Origin of the sequence: Nocardiopsis chromatogenes YIM 90109, from assembly GCF_000341185.1 — a bacterium.
Lineage (GTDB): Bacteria > Actinomycetota > Actinomycetes > Streptosporangiales > Streptosporangiaceae > Nocardiopsis_A > Nocardiopsis_A chromatogenes.
The window spans coordinates 1-15,839 of sequence record NZ_ANBH01000272.1 but is presented as its reverse complement, the minus strand read 5'-3'; the positions used below and the strand labels follow the sequence as shown (position 1 = coordinate 15,839).

The 15,839-nt window shown below is 70.7% G+C and carries 13 protein-coding genes, 2 tRNA genes and 1 pseudogene; 9 read left to right on the top strand and 7 right to left on the bottom strand.

Features of this window, described 5'->3' with window-relative positions; genetic code table 11:
* Positions 1-2 precede the first annotated feature (2 nt).
* Positions 3-221: an antitoxin gene (locus D476_RS0124980; protein WP_017626648.1), complete on the top strand. Its 219-nt coding sequence runs from the start codon at positions 3-5 to the stop codon at positions 219-221.
* Positions 222-336: 115 nt separating this feature from the next.
* Here D476_RS0124980 and D476_RS0124975 read toward each other — a convergent pair whose 3' ends face one another.
* Entirely contained in the window at positions 337-1,158 is an 822-nt protein-coding gene (locus D476_RS0124975; RefSeq protein ID WP_017626647.1) for an ABC transporter ATP-binding protein, read from the bottom strand.
* A gap of 284 nt (positions 1,159-1,442) precedes the next feature.
* On the opposite strand from D476_RS0124975, the gene D476_RS0124970 reads away from it, so the two are divergent.
* Positions 1,443-1,931, top strand: a complete 489-nt coding sequence (locus D476_RS0124970; RefSeq protein ID WP_017626646.1) for a hypothetical protein — start codon at positions 1,443-1,445, stop codon at positions 1,929-1,931.
* Positions 1,932-2,013: 82 nt separating this feature from the next.
* Here the strand turns inward: D476_RS0124970 and D476_RS0124965 are convergent, their stop codons facing one another.
* The 5 genes from D476_RS0124965 to D476_RS0124945 form a co-directional block, all read right to left on the bottom strand.
* Positions 2,014-3,636, bottom strand: coding sequence for an MDR family MFS transporter (locus D476_RS0124965; protein ID WP_017626645.1), 1,623 nt, complete (start codon positions 3,634-3,636; stop codon positions 2,014-2,016).
* Positions 3,637-3,733: 97 nt separating this feature from the next.
* Positions 3,734-4,384 (bottom strand): TetR/AcrR family transcriptional regulator, encoded by a 651-nt coding sequence (locus D476_RS0124960; RefSeq protein ID WP_017626644.1) that lies wholly within the window; start codon positions 4,382-4,384, stop codon positions 3,734-3,736.
* 185 nt (positions 4,385-4,569) lie between these two features.
* Entirely contained in the window at positions 4,570-6,453 is a 1,884-nt protein-coding gene (locus D476_RS0124955) for an ABC transporter ATP-binding protein (RefSeq protein ID WP_017626643.1), read from the bottom strand.
* A gap of 233 nt (positions 6,454-6,686) precedes the next feature.
* Positions 6,687-7,172 (bottom strand): adenylyltransferase/cytidyltransferase family protein, encoded by a 486-nt coding sequence (locus D476_RS0124950; protein WP_017626642.1) that lies wholly within the window; start codon positions 7,170-7,172, stop codon positions 6,687-6,689.
* 210 nt (positions 7,173-7,382) lie between these two features.
* Positions 7,383-7,453: transfer RNA gene (locus D476_RS0124945), tRNA-Gly, on the bottom strand.
* 112 nt (positions 7,454-7,565) lie between these two features.
* On the opposite strand from D476_RS0124945, the gene D476_RS0124940 reads away from it, so the two are divergent.
* The 5 genes from D476_RS0124940 (at position 7,566) to clpX (ending at position 12,411) form a co-directional block, all read left to right on the top strand.
* Positions 7,566-7,640: transfer RNA gene (locus D476_RS0124940), tRNA-Pro, on the top strand.
* A gap of 253 nt (positions 7,641-7,893) precedes the next feature.
* The gene (gene tig, locus D476_RS0124935) at positions 7,894-9,297 is read left to right on the top strand and encodes a trigger factor (RefSeq protein WP_017626641.1); all 1,404 of its coding nucleotides are present in this window, start codon (positions 7,894-7,896) and stop codon (positions 9,295-9,297) included.
* Positions 9,298-9,557: 260 nt separating this feature from the next.
* A complete protein-coding gene (locus tag D476_RS0124930; protein WP_083939627.1) occupies positions 9,558-10,136 on the top strand; it encodes an ATP-dependent Clp protease proteolytic subunit in 579 nt (192 codons plus the stop codon).
* A 71-nt stretch (positions 10,137-10,207) separates the two neighbouring features.
* Positions 10,208-10,870, top strand: a complete 663-nt coding sequence (locus D476_RS0124925; protein ID WP_026123836.1) for an ATP-dependent Clp protease proteolytic subunit — start codon at positions 10,208-10,210, stop codon at positions 10,868-10,870.
* A gap of 266 nt (positions 10,871-11,136) precedes the next feature.
* Positions 11,137-12,411 (top strand): ATP-dependent Clp protease ATP-binding subunit ClpX, encoded by a 1,275-nt coding sequence (clpX, locus tag D476_RS0124920; RefSeq protein ID WP_017626638.1) that lies wholly within the window; start codon positions 11,137-11,139, stop codon positions 12,409-12,411.
* A gap of 202 nt (positions 12,412-12,613) precedes the next feature.
* Here clpX and D476_RS0124915 read toward each other — a convergent pair whose 3' ends face one another.
* Positions 12,614-13,342, bottom strand: a complete 729-nt coding sequence (locus D476_RS0124915) for a DUF305 domain-containing protein (RefSeq protein WP_017626637.1) — start codon at positions 13,340-13,342, stop codon at positions 12,614-12,616.
* Between the two features lie 242 nt (positions 13,343-13,584).
* Here D476_RS0124915 and D476_RS0124910 point away from each other — a divergent pair, with 242 nt between their 5' ends.
* Both D476_RS0124910 and D476_RS34445 read left to right on the top strand, forming a co-directional pair.
* The gene (locus D476_RS0124910; RefSeq protein ID WP_026123835.1) at positions 13,585-15,000 is read left to right on the top strand and encodes an LVIVD repeat-containing protein; all 1,416 of its coding nucleotides are present in this window, start codon (positions 13,585-13,587) and stop codon (positions 14,998-15,000) included.
* A gap of 383 nt (positions 15,001-15,383) precedes the next feature.
* Positions 15,384-15,839, top strand: a pseudogene (locus tag D476_RS34445) (hypothetical protein); the annotation flags it as partial.

Here is a 15,839-nt window from a genome sequence, read left to right as displayed (position 1 = left end):
GAATGTCCGGAATCGGAGACGCTTTCGACAAGGCCAAGAAGGCCGCCGCGGACCACGGTGAGAAGCTCGCCGAGGGGGTCGAGAAGGCGACCGGCTTCGCCAAGGAGAAGACCGGCGGCGCGCACGACGACAAGATCGACAAGGCCGGCGGCGCGGCGACCGAGTACCTCCGCAAGCAGGCGGCCAAGCAGCGCGGCGAGGACGGCGGCAAGGAGAGCTGACGGGGAGCCGCCGCGCGCACGCGCGCACGCCGAGAAGGGTTCGGCGCCCGGGGCCGACGCCCCGGGCGCCGCGCTGTGCTCGGGCGAGTTCCCTGGCGGGCGCCCGGACGGCCGCTCAGCCGGTGCCGACCGGTCCCGCGCCCGCCGCGCGGGCGCTCCAGCGGCCCGCCCGCCGCTCGATCTCGATCGGGTGGTCGAAGCACTCCGACACGAACTTGGAGGTCAGCACCTCGTCGGCCGGGCCGCACGCCACCGTGCGCCCGGCCCGCAGCAGCAGCGCGTGCGTGGTGGTGGCGGGCAGCTCCTCCAGGTGGTGGGTGACCATCACGGTGGCCAGGTGCGGGCGCGCGGCGCGCAGCCGGTCCACCGCCGCCAGCAGGCCCTCGCGTGCGGCCACGTCGAGGCCGGTGGCGGGCTCGTCGAGGAGCAGCAGGTCGGGGTCGGCCATCAGCGCGCGGGCGATGAGCACCCGCCCCCGCTCGCCCTGGGAGAGCGTGGTCCACGGGTCCTGGGCCCGGTCGGCGGCCCCGAGCAGGGCCAGCAGCTCTCCGGCGCGCGCGGCCTGCCCCGGCGCGGGCTCCCAGCGCGGCGGGATCTCGATGCTGCCGGTGGCGCCGGTCAGCACCACCTCGTGCGCGGGGAGCGCCGACCGCAGGTCGTGGCGGGGGTCGACGTGGCCGATGCGCGCCCGCAGCTCGCGCACGTCCACCCGGCCGAGCCGGTGCCCGAGCACGTGCACGGAGCCCCGGGTGGGGTGGGCGCGCGCACCGAGGAGCGTGAGCAGGGTGGTCTTCCCGGCGCCGTTGGGGCCGAGCAGCGCCCAGTGCTCGCCCGGCCGCACCGCGAGGGACACCCGGTCGAGCAGGAGCTTGCCGGTGCGGACCAGGTCCACCGCGTCGGCGTCGATAACGTTCCGGTCGCACTCGTCGGCGGCCACGGGGTCACCGCCCTCTCTCGCTCGCTGGCCTGTCGGACGCCGGATCACCCTACCGCCGGGGCGGACGGGGGCGCGGCCCCGCCCGCCCCGGCCCCGGCGCCCGGACCGGCCCGGTGGTCGCACGGTCGACCTGCGCATTTACCGTGGGAGGCGACAGTGGGCACATCGCGCCGCGATCGGCGCGGAAGGGGCGCGAGAAGGTGGTAGGGGACCCATCCGACAAGCCGTGCAAGCTCGTCGTGTGCCGGGGCTGCTGCTGCGGGACCAAGAAGAAGGTCCCCGGGGTGGACCACAAGGCGCAGCTCAAACGGCTCAGCGGGATCGAGGACCACGAAGGGCGGTCGGTCCCGGTGCGGGTCAGCAAGTGCCTGGGGATCTGCTTCAAGGCCAACGTGGTGGTCGTGCAGCCCTCGTCGAAGGGGCGGGCCGACGGCGGGCGGCCGGTGTGGCTGGGCGACTTCACCGAGGACCGGCTGGTGGACGAGCTCGACGACTGGATCTTCCGGGGCGGTCCGGGGGCGGCGCCGGTGCCCGAGCCGCTGCAGCCCCACCTCACGTCCAAGGACGCGAAGAAGCCCAAGAAGAAGAAGCTGAAGAAGCAGCTCAAGAGGAAGCGGAAACAGGCCGAGAAGGACAAGAAGGAGAAGAAGGCCGCGGCCTCCAAGGGGGGCAAGGGGGACAAGGGCAAGGCGGGCGAGAAGGGCGCATCTCCCGAGAAGGCCAAGGGGGGCAAGGCCCGCAAGGCCGAGGGGAAGAAGAAAAAGAAGAAGTGAGGTGGGCCCCCGCTCCACCCCACTTCTCCTCACCTCTGCGCCCCTCCGGCGCCCTCACCGGACGCCGGGGACCAGGCCGCGGCTACGCGGGCGCCGCCACCTTCTCCGGCTCGCCCCCGTCCGGACCGCCGTCCTCGGACTCGGCCCCCCGGCCCGTGTCCAAGGTGGTCGCCAGCGGCTTCTCCTTGATGAACAGCGACAGCACGAACCCGACCGCCACGATCGGCACCCCGTAGAGGAACACCGGGGGCAGCGCACCCGCGAAGGCGTGCACCACGAAGTCGCGCACCTCGGGCGGCAGGGCCTGCAGCATGTCCGGGGTCAGCGAGCTGATCCCGGCCTCGCCGCCCTGCATCCGCAGCCCGCCGCCGGGCAGGTCGGCCACCCGCTCGTTGAGCCGCCCGACGAAGATCGACCCGAAGACCGCGATGCCGAACGACGCCCCGATCTGCCGGAAGTAGTTGTTGGCCGAGGTCGCCGTGCCCAGGTACCGCGCCGGGGCCGCGTTCTGCACGATGAGCACCAGGTTCTGCATCACCATGCCCACGCCCAGGCCCATCACCAGCATCCCGGCCGCGTTGTACAGGTAGCTCGTGTCGGCGTCCATCCGCGACAGCAGCGCCAGCCCGACCATGATCACCGCGGTGCCCGCGATCGGGAAGACCTTGTAGCGCCCGGTGGAGGAGATCAGCCGCCCGGTGGTGATGGTGGCCGTCAGCATGCCCGCCACCATCGGGACCATCATCAGCCCGGACTCGGTCGCCGTGGCGCCGTTGACCATCTGCAGGAAGGTCGGCAGGTAGGACACGGTGGCGAACATCGCGATGCCCACGGTGATCCCGATCAGCGCGGTGAGCACGAAGTCGCGGTTGCGGAACAGCGACAGCGGGATGATCGGCTCGCTCGCCCGGCGCTCGGCCAGCACGAACAGCGCGGCGCTGACGACCGCCCCGGCGGCCAGGCCGATGATGACCGGGCTGCCCCAGTCGTACTCACCGCCGCCCCAGCTGGTGAACAGCACGATGCACACGCTGGCCGCGGCCAGCAGCAGCGTGCCCAGGTAGTCCAGGCGCGGCCGGGGCCCGTCCGGCTTGGGCAGGTGCAGCACGGCGGCCGCGACCGCCAGGGCGGCGGCGCCCAGCGGAAGGTTGATGTAGAAGATCCACCGCCAGTCCAGGTGGTCGGTGAAGAAGCCGCCGAGCAGCGGGCCGGCCACCGAGGCCAGGCCGAACACGCCGCCCATCAGGCCCATGTAGCGGCCGCGCTCGCGGGCGGGCACCACGTCGGCGATGATCGCCTGGGCGGTGATCATCAGACCGCCGCCGCCGATGCCCTGCAGCGCGCGGAACGCGATGAGCTGCGGCATGTTCTGGGCGATGCCGCACAGCACCGACCCGGCGAGGAACATGACGATGGCGAAGATGAAGACGTTCTTGCGGCCGAACAGGTCACCGGCCTTGCCGTAGATCGGCATGCCCACCGTCGCGGCGAGCATGTAGGCGGTGACCACCCAGGACAGGTGCTCCAGCCCGTTGAGCTCGCCCACGATGGTGGGCAGGGCGGTGGACACGATCGTCTGGTCGAGCGCGCCGAGCAGCATCGTCAGCATGACGCTGAAGAACACCCAGCCGACGTGCGGCTTCTTGCTCCCGCCGCCCGCGCGGCTCGGCGGTGCCGAGGGGTCCCCGGTGCCGGTGGTGGTCATGGATGGATCTCGCTTCCCCGTGGGATGGTTCGGACGCCGCCCCGGCGGGCGCGGCGTCGGTTCGGTGGGTGGGGCCGGGACGGGTGAGGGGGCCGCCTCAGGCCCGCTCGGCGGGGAGCACGAAGAACTCCCGAAAGGCCTGGAACGTCTCGTCCATGACGCGCTCCAGGTCCTCCCGGAAATCCTCGGGCTCGGGCGCCGGGTCGCAGGGGCCGTGCCCGGACTCCTTGAGCCGGTGCATGGTGAACCGCATCAGCGTGGTGGCCATGAGCGCCCCCAGCTGGGCCCGCGTGCCCTCGGCGTCGCCGTCGCCGAGCCGCGCCGCGATGTCGGCGGCGACCCGCTGCTCGGTCTCGGCGAAGCGGGCCATGACGCGCGGCATGAGCGCGGGCTCCTGCTGGACCAGCCGCTTGCGCTGGAACAGGTCCCGCATGGCCGTGCGGTGCTCCTCCGGATCGTCGCCGACGAAGGTCATCAGGTAGGCCTTCAGGTCGTCGACGGGGTCCCCCGTGGGCCCGCCCGAGACGAAGACGGCCCGGCCCTCCTCGGAGGGGCCCAGGGGGCCGTCGCCGACCAGGGCGTCGTCCTTGGAGGCGTAGTAGTTGAAGAAGGTCCGGGAGGACACGTCCGCGGCGGCGGCGATGTCGTCGACCGTGACCGCGTCCAGCCCGTGCTCCAGGACCAGCCGCACCGCCTCGCGGTGCAGGTTGCGGCGGGTCTCGCGCTTCTTGCGCTCCCGCAGTCCCATGGTGGTCCCCCCGTCGGAGTCGGGCCGTCCCCTGCCACCCTCTATATTGCAGACTCTGCAAAAATGCGGCAACTGAATTTCTGCGTGATCTGAATCTCGGGCGGGCGGGGGAATGCCGGGAACGCCGGAGGGGNCCCCCGTCCCCGGCGCCCCCCTCCGGCACCGGTCCCTCCCGGCGCCGCTTCTCAGGCCCGGGACTTCTCCTGGGAGGCGAACTGGGTGCGGTACAGCGCCGTGTACAGCCCGCCGGACGCCAGCAGCTCGTCGTGGGTGCCCCGCTCCAGGATCCGCCCGTCCTCCATGACCAGGATCAGATCGGCCTCGCGCACCGTCGCCAGCCGGTGGGCGATCACCAGGGAGGTGCGGCCCTCCAGGGCGGTGGCCAGCGCCTCCTGCACCGCCGCCTCGGACTCGGAGTCCAGGTGCGCCGTGGCCTCGTCCAGCACCACCACCGAGGGGCGCTTGAGCAGCAGCCGCGCGATGGCCAGCCGCTGCTTCTCGCCGCCGGAGAGCCGGTAGCCGCGGTCGCCGACCATGGTGTCCAGGCCGTCCGGCAGGGTGTCGAGCAGGTGGCCGAGCTGCGCCGCCCGCATCGCCTCCACCAGCTCGGAGTCGGAGGCCTCCGGCCGGGCGTAGCGCAGGTTGGCGCCCACGGTGTCGTGGAAGAGCTGGGCGTCCTGGGTGACCACGCCGACCGCGTCGCGCACCGAGTCGAACGTCGCCCCGCGCAGGTCGGTCCCGCCCAGGCGCACCGCGCCCTCGGTCGGGTCGTACAGGCGCGACACCAGGTGGGTCAGCGTCGTCTTCCCCGCGCCGGAGGGGCCGACAAGCGCGACCAGCGACCCGGCCGGGGCGGTGAACGACACTCCGCTGAGCACCTGGGTGTCGCCGCCGGCCTCGGCCTGCGGCGTCAGCTCCAGGGAGGACAGCGAGGACTCGGCGGCGGTGGGGTAGCGGAAGGACACCCCGTCGAACTCCACGTCCAGCGGCCCCTCCGGCAGCGGGCGCGCCCCGGGCGCCTCGTCGATCATCGGCTTCAGATCCAGCACCTCGAAGACGCGGTCGAAGCTGACCAGCGCCGTCATCACCTCCACGTGCACGTTGGACAGCGCGGTGATCGGCGCGTACAGGCGGGTGAGCAGGGTGGCCAGCGCCACCAGGGTGCCCAGCTCGAAGGCGCCGCCGACGACCAGGGCGCCGCCCACCCCGTAGACCACGGCGGTGGCCAGGGCGGTGATCAGCCCGATCAGGGTGAACAGCAGGCCGCCGACGACGGACTGGGTGATGCCGATGTCGCGCACCCGCCCGGCCTGGGCGGAGAAGGCCGCGGCCTCCTCCTCCGGGCGCCCGTACAGCTTGACCAGCATCGCCCCGCCGACGTTGAACCGCTCGGTCATCAGCGAGCTCATCTCGGCGTTGAGGTTCATCCCGTCGCGGGAGATCCCGGCCAGGCGGCGGCCGATCAGCTTGGCGGGGATGAGGAACAGCGGCACCAGCACCAGCGCCGCCAGGGTGATCTGCCAGGACAGCACGAACATGGTGGCCAGCACCGCCACCGTGCTGATCAGGTTGGACACGATGGACTGCAGCACCGAGGTGATGGCGCGCTGGGCGCCCACCACGTCGGTGTTCAGGCGGCTGATCAGCGACCCGGTCTGGGTGCGGGTGAAGAACGCCAGCGGCATCCGCTGCACGTGCGAGAACACCTGGGTGCGCAGCAGGTAGATGACGCCCTCGCCGATCCGGGAGGACATCCACCGGTTGGCCAGGTTGAGTACGGCCTCCAGGACCGCCAGCCCGGCCACGGCGAGGGCCAGGGACGCCACCAGTCCGGTGTCCCGGTTCGCGACGCCCTGGTCGATGATCTGCTTGAGCAGCAGCGGGTTGGCGACCACGATCGCCGACGCCAGCGAGGTGCCGAGCACGAACAGCACGATGGAGCGCGAATGCGGGCGGGCATAGCCCACGATGCGCCGGGCGAGGCCCTTGGGCAGCGCGCTCTGCTTCGCGCTCCCGTCGTTGACCAAGGAGCGGTAGATCGGGGGCCCACCCCCGCCCATCATCGCCATATCGACCTCATTCGCCTTCGGGACAACGCGCGGACAGCAGCGGAGGCGCGGCGAACCCGGCGCCGCCCTGCAGCGTCGTCAACAGCCCCGGAAGGCGGCCTGTTCCCGGATCGGGCAGGAGCGAAGCCCATGCCGTGAGCGGGAATAAGCGGCCGGTACCGGCCTTCACCATGCGGCGAAGGCCGGCGGCGCCCGGCGGCCGTGCCCCGCGGCCGTGTCCCGCGGGCGCGCGCTCAGAGACTGGGCGACAGGCGGTTCAGCGTCGCGCTGGTGGAGCGCCCCCGGGTGAGCGGGAGCTCCCAGAAGTCGGCACCGAGGGCCTCGGCCCCGCGCCGCTTGGCGTCGGTGTGCGGGTCTCCGGCGGTGATGGCGAGCGCGGCGGGGTCCACCGGGCGCAGGAGGTCGGCGTAGGCGTCCCAGCCGTTGACCTCGGGAGGGCCGGAGACGATGAACACACCGTCGACACAGCGCAGGGCGGCCAGCAGCTCGGCGCGCTCCTCGTCGGGGTTGACGGGCCGGTCGGGGCCCTTCCAGGCGCTGACCCGCCGGTCGTCCTCCACACCCACGACGAGGGGCAGGCCGCGGTCGCGGATGGAGGAGAGGAAGCGCAGGTGCCCCACGTGCAGCACGTCGAACACCCCGGTCACCACGGCCGGGGACGCACCCCCCGGCGGCCCGGCGATCCAGCGGGCCGTCAGCGCGGGAACCTCCATGGGCATCTGCACACCTTCACACGATCGACCGGACGCGGAGCGGCCGCGGGCGGGGCTCGTCCGCCCGAACCAACATATCCCCGAGGAAGGCCATTCCCCACGCACGGTCCACCCATCGGCGCGCGCCCATGAGGCGGTGCCCACACCCGGACCGGCGGCGGGGCCGCGAAACGACGAAGGCCGGGTCCGTACGGACCCGGCCTCGGCCGTGTGCGGAGCGGGCGACGGGAATCGAACCCGCATGGCCAGCTTGGAAGGCTGGAGTTCTACCATTGAACTACGCCCGCGTGGCTCCGGTCCCTCTGAGTTTCCTCTAGACTCGTTGAGCCGACGGGGACAAGACTACAGTCTCCGCAGCGTCGGTCGTACACCCGGACGGCGCGGCCGGCGCGAGGAGTACGGGGAGTAGCGCAGCTTGGTTAGCGCGCATGCTTTGGGAGCATGAGGCCGCGGGTTCGAATCCCGCCTCCCCGACGAGACGTCTATGGCTCCAGGTCCGGGGGCGCTGCGGCTCCCGAAGGCCGTGAGCCCCCGCTGCTCTGCCCTAGACTTGGTGTGATCAGCAGGGGGGACGAGTTGAGGGACCGGGTTCAGGTCCCGGCTCAAGGCCCCGCGGCTCGGATCACTGACTGCTCGGCCGGTGCCGTCCCGGACACCGCGGCCTTGCGTCGTGCCCTGCGTGCCGGGTCGTCCCGGAAAACAGCCGGAAATCTAGGAGTACCGCCCCGTGAAGACCGATGTCGAGGAGCTCAGCCCGACCCGGGTCAAGCTGACCATCGAGGTTCCGTTCAAGGAGCTGGACCACGCCTTCGACGTGACCTACAAGTCGCTGGCCAAGCAGGTCCGGATCAAGGGCTTCCGCCCGGGTAAGGCGCCGGCCCGGCTGATCGACCGCTACGTCGGCCGCGGTGCGGTGATCAGCGAGGCGGTCAACCACGCCGTGCCGGAGCTCTACAACGAGGCCATCCAGAAGGAGGAGGTCTTCGCGCTCGGCCAGCCCGACGTGGAGATCACCAAGCTGGAGGACAACGACGAGCTGGCCTTCACCGCCGAGGTCGACGTCCGCCCCAAGTTCGAGGTCTCGGACTGGGAGGGCATCGAGGTCACGGTCGACGACGCCGAGGCCAGCGACGAGCAGGTCGAGGACCAGCTGGGCAACCTGCGCGAGCGCTTCTCCACCCTGGTCGGCGCCGAGCGCCCGGCCGCCGAGGGCGACCACGTGTCCATCGACCTGTCCGCCGCGGTCGACGGCGAGAAGCTGGAGGACGTCCAGGCCAGCGGCGTCTCCTACGAGGTCGGCACCAACACCATGCTCGAAGGCCTGGACGAGGCTCTGACGGGCCTGTCCGAGGGCGAGGAGGCCACCTTCTCCACGAAGCTGGTCGGCGGCGAGCACGAGGGCAAGGACGCCGACGTCACCGTCACGGTGCACAGCGTCAAGGTCAAGGAGCTGCCGGAGCTGGACGACGAGTTCGCCCAGCTGGCCAGCGAGTTCGACACCATCGAGGAGCTGCGCGCCGACGTGCGCAACCGCCTCGGCGAGATGCGCCGCGTCCAGCAGCTCTCCCAGGCCCGCGACCGCGCCATGGAGAAGCTGGTCGACTCGGTCGACATCCCGCTGCCGGACTCGGTCATCGACGAGGAGGTCGACCGCCGCCGCCAGAGCCTGGAGAACCAGCTCCAGCAGGGCGGGCTGACCAAGGAGTCCTACCTGGAGTCCCAGGGCCAGTCCGAGGAGGAGTTCGACGAGGAGCTGAAGACCAGCGCCCGTTCGGCCGTCAAGGCCGGCTTCGTCCTCGACCAGCTCGCCGTCCAGGAGGAGCTGTCCGCCGGCCAGGAGGACCTGACCGCCTACGTCGTCGAGCAGGCGCAGCGCATGGGCGTCTCCCCCGACCAGCTCGCCCAGCACCTGGTGCAGTCCAACCAGCTGCAGATCGCCTACACCGAGGTCGTCCGCTCCAAGGCCATGGACCTGGTGCTGGAGAAGGCCAAGGTGACCGACGAGTCCGGCAACCCCGTCGAGACCGCCCAGGGCGGCGACGAGGAGGCCGAGGCCCCGGCCGAGGCCGCCGCCGACTCCCCGGCCGCCGAGGGGTCCGAGGCCCAGGCCGAGGACGAGAAGTCCGAGTAAGGCTTTCGCCCTGACGCTCTGGGCCCCCGGCCGCGCCGTGCGCGCGGGCCGGGGGCCCGTTCGCTTTCTGCGGAATACGCGGCCTTCCGGGCCGCCCCCATGCGCTCAAAGCGAACAGGCCCGCGAAGCGTGCGAGCGGGACCGCGAAGAGCGTTAGTGTCGCAAGCGTCGCAACCGTTTCGATTTCGGAGCAGGTGACGAGAGTGCCGCCGACCCAGAACGAGTCCACGCGAGTCGAAGCCCGTACGGCCGAGTCGCCTATTCCCCCGGTGTTCGAGCAGACGTCGCAGCGTCTGCTGCGCCAGCGCATCATCTTCCTCGGCCAGCAGGTCGACGACGAGATCGCCAACCGCATCGTGGGTGAACTGCTGCTGCTGTCCGCCGAGGACCGGCAGCGGGACATCACGCTGTACATCAACTCGCCGGGCGGTTCGGTCACCGCCGGTATGGCGATCTACGACGTCATGCAGTACATCCCCAACGATGTGCGCACCGTCAGCATGGGCATGGCCGCGTCCATGGGCCAGTTCCTGCTGTGCGCCGGCGCCCCGGGCAAGCGTTTCGCCCTGCCCCACGCCCGCGTGATGATGCACCNGATGACCCCCCAGCCGATCGGCGGGATCGGGGGCACCGCCTCCGACATCCGGATCCTCGCCGACGACCTGCTGTACGTGAAGAGGATGTTCCAGGAGCGCATCGCCTTCCACACCGGCCAGACGGTGGAGCAGATCGAGAAGGACTCCGACCGGGACCGCTGGTTCACCGCCCAGGAGGCCAAGGACTACGGGTTCATCGACGAGGTGCTGGAGGGCACCCTCGACGTCTCCGGGCAGTCCTGAGGGGCCGCGTCACGCCTGAGGAGTCCGGGACCGGTTACCCCCGAAGTACGGTGCATGTGGAGGGCCAGAACATGAACGAGTACGAGTACAAGGCGTTCGGCGCCGGAGGCATGGCTCCGCCGAGCCCGCAGAACCGCTACATCCTTCCGTCGTTCGTCGAGCGCACCTCGTACGGCGTCAAGGAGATGAATCCGTACAACAAGCTCTTCGAGGAGCGGATCATCTTCGTCGGCGTGCAGATCGACGACACCTCGGCCAACGACATCATGGCGCAGCTGCTCACGCTGGAGCAGATCGACGCCGACCGCGACATCCAGATGTACATCAACTCGCCGGGCGGGTCGTTCACGTCGCTGATGGCGATCTACGACACCATGCAGTTCGTCCGCCCCGACGTGCAGACGGTGTGCATCGGCCAGGCGGCCTCCGCCGCCGCGGTGCTGCTGGCCGGGGGGACCAAGGGCAAGCGCGGGTGCCTTCCCAACGCGCGGATCCTGATCCACCAGCCCGCCACCGACGTCACCCGCGGCCAGGCCAGCGACATCGAGATCCAGGCGAACGAGATCATGCGGATCCGCAAGCAGCTGGAGTCCACGCTGGCCAAGCACACGGACAAGTCGGAGGAGGAGATCTCGCAGGACATCGAGCGGGACAAGATCCTCACCGCGGAGGAAGCCAAGGACTACGGCATCGTCGACTTCGTGCTGCCGTACCGCAAGACCTCCCTGAAGTAGGCGGTGTCCGCGGGCCCGTCAGGGCCCGCGGGGCCGTCCGCGGGGCCCCGGCCCCACACGCCGCGGGCGATCGGGTGGTGAAGCCGGTCTCCCTCTTCGCTTACGCTCGTTAAGAGCGACGCACAGATCACCCCGCACGGAGTCGGCGCCAAAGGGCATATCCTGCAAGAGCGGATAGGCCCGCTGGGGACGCCTCGTACCGCGGACCGCGCAGCGGGCGCACGGGCGCCGTTGACGGGGCGGCCTACGTTTTAAGGAGTGGCTGGGTGGCACGCATCGGCGACGGTGGAGACCTGCTGAAGTGCTCGTTCTGCGGCAAGAGCCAGAAGCAGGTGAAGAAGCTCATTGCCGGCCCGGGTGTGTACATCTGCGACGAGTGCATCGACCTGTGCAATGAGATCATCGAGGAGGAGCTCGCCGACTCCACCGAGCTCAAGTGGGACAGCCTCCCCAAGCCGCGGGAGATCTACGAGTTCCTCGACTCCTATGTGATCGGCCAGGAGCAGGCGAAGAAGGCGCTGTCGGTCGCGGTCTACAACCACTACAAGCGGGTCCAGTCCGACGGCGACCGCCCTCGCGACGAGGACGTGGAGATCGCCAAGTCCAACATCCTGCTGCTGGGCCCCACGGGTTCGGGCAAGACGCTGCTCGCCCAGACGCTGGCCAAGATCCTCAACGTGCCGTTCGCCATCGCCGACGCCACCGCGCTCACCGAGGCCGGGTACGTCGGCGAGGACGTGGAGAACATCCTCCTCAAGCTGATCCAGGCGGCCGACTACGACGTCAAGAAGGCCGAGACCGGGATCATCTACATCGACGAGGTCGACAAGGTCGCGCGCAAGAGCGAGAACCCCTCGATCACCCGGGACGTGTCCGGGGAGGGCGTGCAGCAGGCGCTGCTGAAGATCCTGGAGGGCACCACCGCCAGCGTGCCCCCGCAGGGCGGGCGCAAGCACCCGCACCAGGAGTTCATCCAGATCGACACCACCAACGTGCTGTTCATCTGCGGCGGGGCCTTCGCCGGGCTGGAGCGCGTGATCGACCAGCGGGTCGGCAAGCAGGGGATGGGCTTCAACGCGGTGCTGCGCACCCCTTCCGAGCACAAGGCCGAGGACCTGTTCACCGACGCCATGCCCGAGGACCTGCTGAAGTTCGGGATGATCCCGGAGTTCGTCGGGCGGCTGCCGGTCATCACCAACGTGCACAACCTCGACCGCGAGGCGCTGGTGCGCATCCTCACCGAGCCGCGCAACGCCCTGGTCAAGCAGTACCAGCGCCTGTTCGAGCTGGACAACGTGGAGCTGGAGTTCAGCGAGGACGCCCTGGAGGCCATCGCCGAGCAGGCCATCATCCGCGGCACCGGCGCGCGCGGGCTGCGGGCCATCATCGAGGAGGTCCTGCTCTCGGTGATGTACGAGGTCCCCAGCCGGGAGGACGTCGGCCAGGTGATCATCACCCGCGAGGCGGTGCTGGAGCACGTGAACCCCACCATCGTCCCGCGTGTGAACCCGGGCGACGAGCCCGAGGAGAAGAGCGCCTGACGGCCGCGCGGCGGGCGCCCTGAGCGCCCGCGGGGCCGATCGGCGAGGCCGCACGCCTACGGGAGCGGCCGCCCCTGGGGAAGGGGCGGCCGCTCCTTCGTCGTCCTCAGCCGTGCTCCGCCGTTTTTCGCCGTCCCCGGGGGGCTTTTCCGCCCCTTCGGCGGCGGTCCCCCGCGCCGCCCGCGCCGCGGCGCCGCCCCGGTCAGTCCTCCAGGGCCTCCGCCATGCGGGTGATGTCGGCCTGCTGCTCGGCGATGACGTCGTTGGCCATCCGCAGCACGTCGGTGTCCTTGCCGTCGATGGTGACGTCCTCGGCCATCTCGATGGCGCCCTGGTGGTGCTCGGTCATCAGCTCGACGAACAGCTCGTCGAACTCCTGGCCCTCGGCGGCCTCCAGCTCGTCGAGCTGCTCCTGGACGAGCATGCCCGGCATATCGGTGTGGTCGACCTCGATGGGGCAGGCCGCCAGGCCGCCGCCGTGGTGGCCGCCGCCGTCCTCGACCCCGGCCTCGCCCTCGCGCCACTGGGTGAGGCCGCAGGAGTCGGCGTAGTTGGGGTTGCCCTCGGCGGGCCCGTAGACGTTGGTCTCCAGCCAGGCCTCCATGGCCTCGACCTCGGGCCCCTGGGCGTCCTCGATGCGGTCGGCGATCTTCTCCACGTCGCCGTCGTCGACCCGGTCGGGGACCATCGCCGTCATGTCGAGGGCCTGCTTGTGGTGCTCGATCATCTTGAGCACGTACACCACGTCGGCCTCGTTGTGGGTGATCTCCTGGTTGGCGGCCTCGATCTGCTCTTGGGAGGCGGGCGAGGCGGACTCGCCGGGGCCGCCCGGCATGAGCACGTCGGGCTCGTCGCCGGAGGCGCCGCCCGAGCAGGCGGTGGCCGCGGCGAGGAGGAGGGCGGCTCCGAGCGCCAGGGTGTGACGCGGCACGGGGGGCTCCTCTCGGCGGGGGAAGCGCGGCGGTCGGCCGCTTCGGGATGTCTACTGTCCGCGGGGCCGGTTTGTCCAGTATCCGGCCCGTCACCGCATGGTGGCGGGCGGTGCATGCGCGTACTGAACTGCCGCTATCGCTCTGTGTGATGATTTATGTCGTTTTTACTCATGGTCGCGGTTCGTGTGGATATGTATCTTCTTCGTGTTCACCTTCGGTGTGGCGACGATGAGGAGCCCTCATGCCGAGATCCCCCCGGGTGTCCACGAGGCGCCCGCTGCGTCGGCGCGTGCTGAGCACGGCCGTGACCCTGCTGGCCGCCGCGGGGCTGACCGCCTCCGCGCTGCCGGCCCAGGCGGACACCCCCGTCGACGAGATCGACAAGAGCGACAACGTCGAGCTGATGGCCAACCTGCCCAAGCCCGAGGGGTTCGAGCCCACCAACTCGGACCTGGCCTTTACCGGTGACCACGTCATCGTCGGCAACTACAACGGCTTCGTCATCCACGACGTCTCCGACCCCTCCGCGCCCGAGATCACCGCCGCGGTGCTGTGTCCGGGCGGCCAGGCCGACGTGTCGGTGAGCGGGGACCTGCTCTACTTCTCCGTGGAGTACCCGCGGGCGAACGACGAGTGCGGGGCCCCGGCGAGCACCCCCGAGGACCCGGACGCCTTCGAGGGCATCCGGGTGTTCGACATCTCCGACAAGGCGAACCCCGAGTACATCGCGTCGGTGCGCACGGACTGCGGGTCGCACACCAACTCGCTGGTCCAGGGCGAGGAGACCGACTACATCTACGTGTCGTCGTACGCGCCGTCGGAGCGGTACCCGAACTGCCGACCGCCGCACGACAAGGTCTCCGTCGTCGAGGTCCCCAAGGACGACCCGCAGGAGGCCGCGGTCGTCGCCCAGCCGGTGCTGTTCCCCGACGGCGGCAACCACGACCAGGACGGGCTGCTGCGGCCCACCCAGGGCTGCCACGACATCACCGTCTACGCCGAGAAGGGCCTGGCGGCCGGGGCCTGCATGGGCGACGGCATCATCATGGACATCAGCGACCCGCTGGACCCCGAGGTGGTCGAGACGGTGCGGGACGACAACTTCGCGTTCTGGCACTCGGCGACGTTCACCAACAAGGGCGACGGGGTCATCTTCACGGACGAGCTGGGCGGCGGCGGTGCGGCCACCTGCAACGCCGAGACCGGCCCGGAGCGCGGCGCGGACGCCATCTACGGCCTGAAGAGCAAGAAGGGCAAGGGCGATCGCCCCGCCAAGGCGGAGCTGACGTTCAAGAGCTACTACAAGATCCCGCGGCACCAGGGCGACACCGAGAACTGCGTGGCGCACAACGGCTCGCTGATCCCGGTGAAGGGCAAGAACTACTTCGTGCAGTCCTGGTACCAGGGCGGGGTGTCGGTCATCGACTTCAACGACCTGGAGAACCCGAAGGAGATCGCCTACTTCGACCGCGGCCCGGTGTCCGGCACCGAGCTGGTGCGCGGCGGAAGCTGGTCGGCGTACTACTACAACGGCTACGTCTACTCGGCCGAGCGCACCCGCGGGTTCGACGTCATCCGCCTGGACGACAAGCGGCTCAAGCGCGCTGAGAAGGTGCGGTTCGACGAGCTGAACCCGCAGAACCAGGTCCGCTACTGAGGCACCGGGGGCCTGAGGTCCCCGCCGGGGCCCGGACCGCTCCAGTGCATCCGGGCCCCGGCCCGCGGCCGCCCGCCCTGGGCCGTGTTCCGGACATCGGTGCCGGGATACAGACGTCCTAACGTCGGTTCGCTCCCGTCCGAAACCCGGGCAGCAGGTGCGGGGCCGGTGCGGCGCCGCCGGGGACCCGGTGGGCCCACGCGCACCCGTTCCGGCGTGCGCACATTCCCGGATCGCGGCCGGATTGCCGCGGTGTGCACCGGCGACGGGGGAACCGCGCACCGTGTCGAATCGGAAGCGGTCCGGATTACCCCTCTGTACAGGAGGGGACCGGTCTAGGTAGTTTGCCCCTGTTTTCGGCTCTCATCGACGAAGGAGTCCGGATGCCGACATCCCCCCGGCCGCCCCGGCGTTCCCCGCTCGCGCGCGCCGCGCGCCTCGGCATCGCTCTGACGGGCGCGGCCGCCCTCGCCGTCGGCCTCGCCCCCGCCGCCGGTGCCGCGGACACCGACGGGAGCGGCACCGACAAGAGCGGCAACATCGAGCACCTGGCCAACCTCCCCAAGCCCGAGGGCTTCGACAGCACCTCGGCCTACAACTCGGACCTGGCCTTCACCGGCGACTACGCCATCGACGGCAACTACAACGGGTTCGCGGTCTACGACATCTCCGAACCGGAGGAGCCCGAACTCGTCACCACCGTCCTGTGCCCGGGCGGGCAGGGGGACGTGTCGGTCAGCGGCGACCTGCTCTACTTCTCCGTCGACTACCCGCGCGAGAACGCCGACTGCGGCGCCGCCGAGAGCACCCCGGCCGACGCCGACGCGTTCGAGGGGATG

Bases quoted from the DNA above. Each gene is read 5' to 3' on its own strand.
- D476_RS0124980 (WP_017626648.1), top strand. From the start codon at position 3: ATGTCCGGAATCGGAGACGCTTTCGACAAGGCCAAGAAGGCCGCCGCG.
- D476_RS0124965 (WP_017626645.1), bottom strand. From the start codon at position 3,636: ATGACCACCACCGGCACCGGGGACCCCTCGGCACCGCCGAGCCGCGCG.
- D476_RS0124960 (WP_017626644.1), bottom strand. From the start codon at position 4,384: ATGGGACTGCGGGAGCGCAAGAAGCGCGAGACCCGCCGCAACCTGCAC.
- D476_RS0124955 (WP_017626643.1), bottom strand. From the start codon at position 6,453: ATGGCGATGATGGGCGGGGGTGGGCCCCCGATCTACCGCTCCTTGGTC.
- D476_RS0124950 (WP_017626642.1), bottom strand. From the start codon at position 7,172: ATGCCCATGGAGGTTCCCGCGCTGACGGCCCGCTGGATCGCCGGGCCG.
- D476_RS0124925 (WP_026123836.1), top strand. From the start codon at position 10,208: ATGAACGAGTACGAGTACAAGGCGTTCGGCGCCGGAGGCATGGCTCCG.
- D476_RS0124910 (WP_026123835.1), top strand. From the start codon at position 13,585: ATGCCGAGATCCCCCCGGGTGTCCACGAGGCGCCCGCTGCGTCGGCGC.